The sequence below is a fragment of the Phenylobacterium sp. genome (assembly GCF_036502675.1).
Lineage (GTDB): Bacteria > Pseudomonadota > Alphaproteobacteria > Caulobacterales > Caulobacteraceae > Phenylobacterium.
Window position 1 is genome coordinate 1 of record NZ_DASXYF010000062.1, and the last position, 3,596, is coordinate 3,596.

Genomic DNA, 3,596 nt, shown 5'->3' on the forward strand with positions numbered 1-3,596 from the left:
CGCCCCCTACTACGAGCACCACTGGCGTCCCGGCGACTTCGTGATCTGGGACAATTTCGGCGTCCAGCACAGGCGCCCCTACATGCCGCCCGGAATCGTCCGCAAAATGCGCGTGTTCGAAGGCGTCACCGAACGGTAGGACTTCCCCGGCAAGGCCGGATTATGGAGATAGCGAGCGCTATCCAAGACATGTTGCTCAAAAACAGGCCTGCATAACCATGGATGCTGAGTTCGATCTCGTCATTCGGGGCGGAACGGTCGTGGACGGGAGCGGGGGTCAGCCCTTCGAGGCGGACGTCGCCGTGTCGGGCGGCAAGATCGCGGCGGTCGGCCGTGTCCTGTCGCGCGGCCGCGAGGAGATCGACGCCAAGGGCCGCCTGGTCACGCCCGGCTACGTGGACGTCCATACCCACTACGACGGCCAGGTGACCTGGGATAATCGACTGGCGCCGTCGAGCGGTCACGGCGTAACCACCGTGGTCATCGGCAATTGCGGCGTCGGCTTCGCCCCCTGCCGCCCGGAGCAGCGCGACGCCCTGATCCGGCTGATGGAGGGCGTGGAGGACATCCCGAAAATCGTGCTGGCGGATGGAATTCCCTGGGAATGGGAGAGTTATCCGCAGATGCTCGACTTCCTGGCGGCGCGCCGTTTCGACGCCGACGTCGCCAGTTACGTGCCCCACGCGGCGTTGCGGACCTATGTGCTGGGGGATCGCGCGCTGGCCCAGGAGGCCTCGACCGAGGCCGAGATCGCCGAGATGGGGCGCATCCTGCACAATGCCGTGGAGGCCGGGGCTCTCGGCTTCGGCACCTCCCAGACCCTGTTCCACCGCGCGAGCGACGGCTCCTACACCCCGACGCTCGCCGCCGGCGAGGCCGAATACACCGGCCTTGCCCTGGCGCTGAAGGAGGCGGGCCGCGGCGTCATGCAATTCGTCGTGGAGTGGACCGGCGATTGGCGGCCGCGCTTCGAGATGATGCGCCGGCTGGCCGAGCGCTCGGGCCGCCCGGTGACCTTCGCCTTGACGCAGAACCATGAGGTCCCGACCGTCTGGAGCGACGTGCTGGACGCCGTTACGGAAGCCAACAAGGCGCCGGGGGTGGACATGACCCTGCAGGTGCTGCCGCGCCCGCTCGGCGTCCTCCTGGGCCTCGAGCTCACGCTCAATCCCTTCTACAGCACCGAGACCTACCGCCGCTTGGCCGACCTGCCGCTGGCGGCGCGTGTGGCCGAGCTGCGCAAGCCGGAGGTGAAGGCCAGGATCCTGGCCGAGAACAACGACCCCAGCCCGCTGCAGCTCGTCGGCCTGCGCGTGCGGAATTTCGAACAGCTCTTCGAGTTGGCGGACCCGCTGGACTACGAGCCGCTGCCCGACAGAAGCATCGGGGCGCAGGCCGGACGCCTGGGCGTGTCGCCCGAAAGCCTCGCCTACGACAAGCTGCTGGAGCGGGACGGGCGCAACATGCTCTACCTCGCCTTCGCCAACTACGCCGACTTCTCGCTCGATCCGACGCGGGCGATGCTGATGCATCCGAACGCGGTGCCCGGCCTCGGTGACGGGGGCGCGCACCTGGGTACGATCTGCGACGCCAGCACCTTTACCTACATGCTGACGCACTGGGCGCGGGACCGCCGGCGCGGTCCGAAGCTGCCGATCGAGCGGCTGGTCCACCTGCTCACCCGCGCCGGGGCCGAGGCGGTGGGGCTGCGCGACCGCGGGCTCGTCCGGCCCGGCTATCGCGCCGACCTGAACGTGATCGACTTCGATCGCCTGCAGCTGCGCTTGCCGCGGCTGTCGCACGACCTGCCCGCCGGCGGCCGGCGGCTGATGCAGGACGCCGAGGGCTATGACGCCACCATCGTCGCGGGCCGCATCACGCGCCGCGGCGGCGAGGCGACCAGCGAACTGCCCGGCCGGCTGGTGCGCGGGCAGCAGCCGGAACCGGCGGCGGCGAGAGAGCGGGAGCACCAGGCTTGAGTTGCGACCTTTCCCCTGTCGGCGGGCCAGCCGCCTGGAAAGGCGCCGAGCTGGACTATCGAAGCGACGGGCTCCACGTCCTTTCCGAAGCCGACGTCTCGGAGATCGACGGCGCCCTCGCCGGTCTCAAGTCTCTGGGCGACCTGGACCTGCCGCAGATCACCCGCAGCACGTTCCCGCTGCCGACACTTGGGAAAGTCCTGGCGGACCTGTGCGGCGAGCTGCATCACGGCCGCGGCTTCGTCCTGATCCGTGGCCTCGACCGCGGACGTTACAGCGCCGACGACCTGGCCCGCATCTACTATGGCCTCGGCGTGCATCTCGGCCAGGTGATCCCGCAGTCCGGCGACGGCGAGCTGCTGGGGCATGTGCTGAACGTCGACGGCCTGGTCCCCGAGGAGCTGCGCGGCTACCGCACGAACCGGTCGATGAACATGCATTGCGACGGCCACGATATCGTGGGGCTGCTTTGCCTGCAGTCGGCAAAGCGCGGCGGCGCCAGCCGGATCGCCAGCGCCGTCGCCGTCCATGACCGGATGGTGGCCGAGCGCCCCGACCTGGCCCAGGCCCTCTACGAGGGCATGAAGGTCAAGCGCATGGAGAAGGACGCCCAGCGCGGCGACGGGCGCCTCGTCACGGCCGAGCCCGTGGCCCTGTTCGCCAAGTCGAGCGGGGAGTTCATGGCCTGCATCCACCCGGCCCAGGTGCGGGACGCGGCGGCCTCGGGCGCCTTCGAGATGACGTCGCGGCAGGCGGAAGCGCTGGACACGCTGTGCGCCCTGTCCGCGTCGGCCGAGTTCTACCTCGACATGGAGATCGGCGAAGGCGACATCCAGTTCCTCAACAACCGCCTGGTGGTGCATGGCCGCACGACCTATGAGGACCACGAGGCGCTCGACCGCCGCCGTCATCTGCTGCGGCTCTGGCTGCTGGCCCCCACCTGGCCGGCCCGCCCGGCGAACCAGCAGGACATCTTCGCCCTCGACGACCTGCCGAATTGGGCGAGACACAGAACCCCGGGCATGGAGTTCCCCAGCCGCTATGCGGCGCAGATGGCGGCCTTCAAGACCGCCCCGGAATCCGGCGATCTGCTCACGGCGAAGCTGGGGCGCAAGGCCGGGGGATCGGGCCATGTCCCGCCAGCCCAGCTCCAGCCGCCGCAGGCCCTGGGCCAGCTGGATCCAGCCATGGGGCCGGGCCCGCAGCTTCGATAACGCCACCCATGTCCACGGATCTTCCGACAGACGGAAACCCGGAATCGCGCGGTCGCCCTGATCGATCAAAAACACCGGTCAGCATCACGAATAAAAGCGTTAGAGCGCGCCCAGGCGTTCGCCTAGGCTTTCGCTCGTCTGTCCAGCGCGCATCTGCATCGAGGGACGTTCCGTCCCGGCGAGGCCAAGGCGTGAGGTCGGGTGCGGCGGCGCCCGGCCATACGCCGCGCGCCGACGGATAGCGACGGGCTGGAGGACAGATATGGACGGATTTGTCGACACCCAGGCCGCGGACTCCGCCGGCATCCGCGACGATTTCATCCCGGCGTCCGATTGGACCTCGCCGGAGTTGCTGAAGCTCGAGAAGGCGCGGATGTGGCCGAAGGTCTGGCAGATGGCCTGC

The 3,596-nt window shown here is 69.1% G+C and carries 3 protein-coding genes; all 3 read left to right on the plus strand.

Going from position 1 to position 3,596, the window contains the following annotated elements; translation table 11 throughout:
• Window positions 1–139: TauD/TfdA family dioxygenase (locus VGL30_RS18790; RefSeq protein ID WP_414694964.1), on the plus strand; the 139-nt coding region annotated here is incomplete at its 5' end.
• 121 nt (window positions 140–260) lie between these two features.
• Window positions 261–1,979 (plus strand): N-acyl-D-amino-acid deacylase family protein, encoded by a 1,719-nt coding sequence (locus tag VGL30_RS07285; protein ID WP_331538341.1) that lies wholly within the window; start codon window positions 261–263, stop codon window positions 1,977–1,979.
• Window positions 1,976–3,193, plus strand: coding sequence for a TauD/TfdA family dioxygenase (locus VGL30_RS07290; protein ID WP_331538343.1), 1,218 nt, complete (start codon window positions 1,976–1,978; stop codon window positions 3,191–3,193). The genes VGL30_RS07285 and VGL30_RS07290 overlap by 4 nt, the downstream gene beginning before the upstream one ends.
• Window positions 3,194–3,596: the final 403 nt, after the last annotated feature.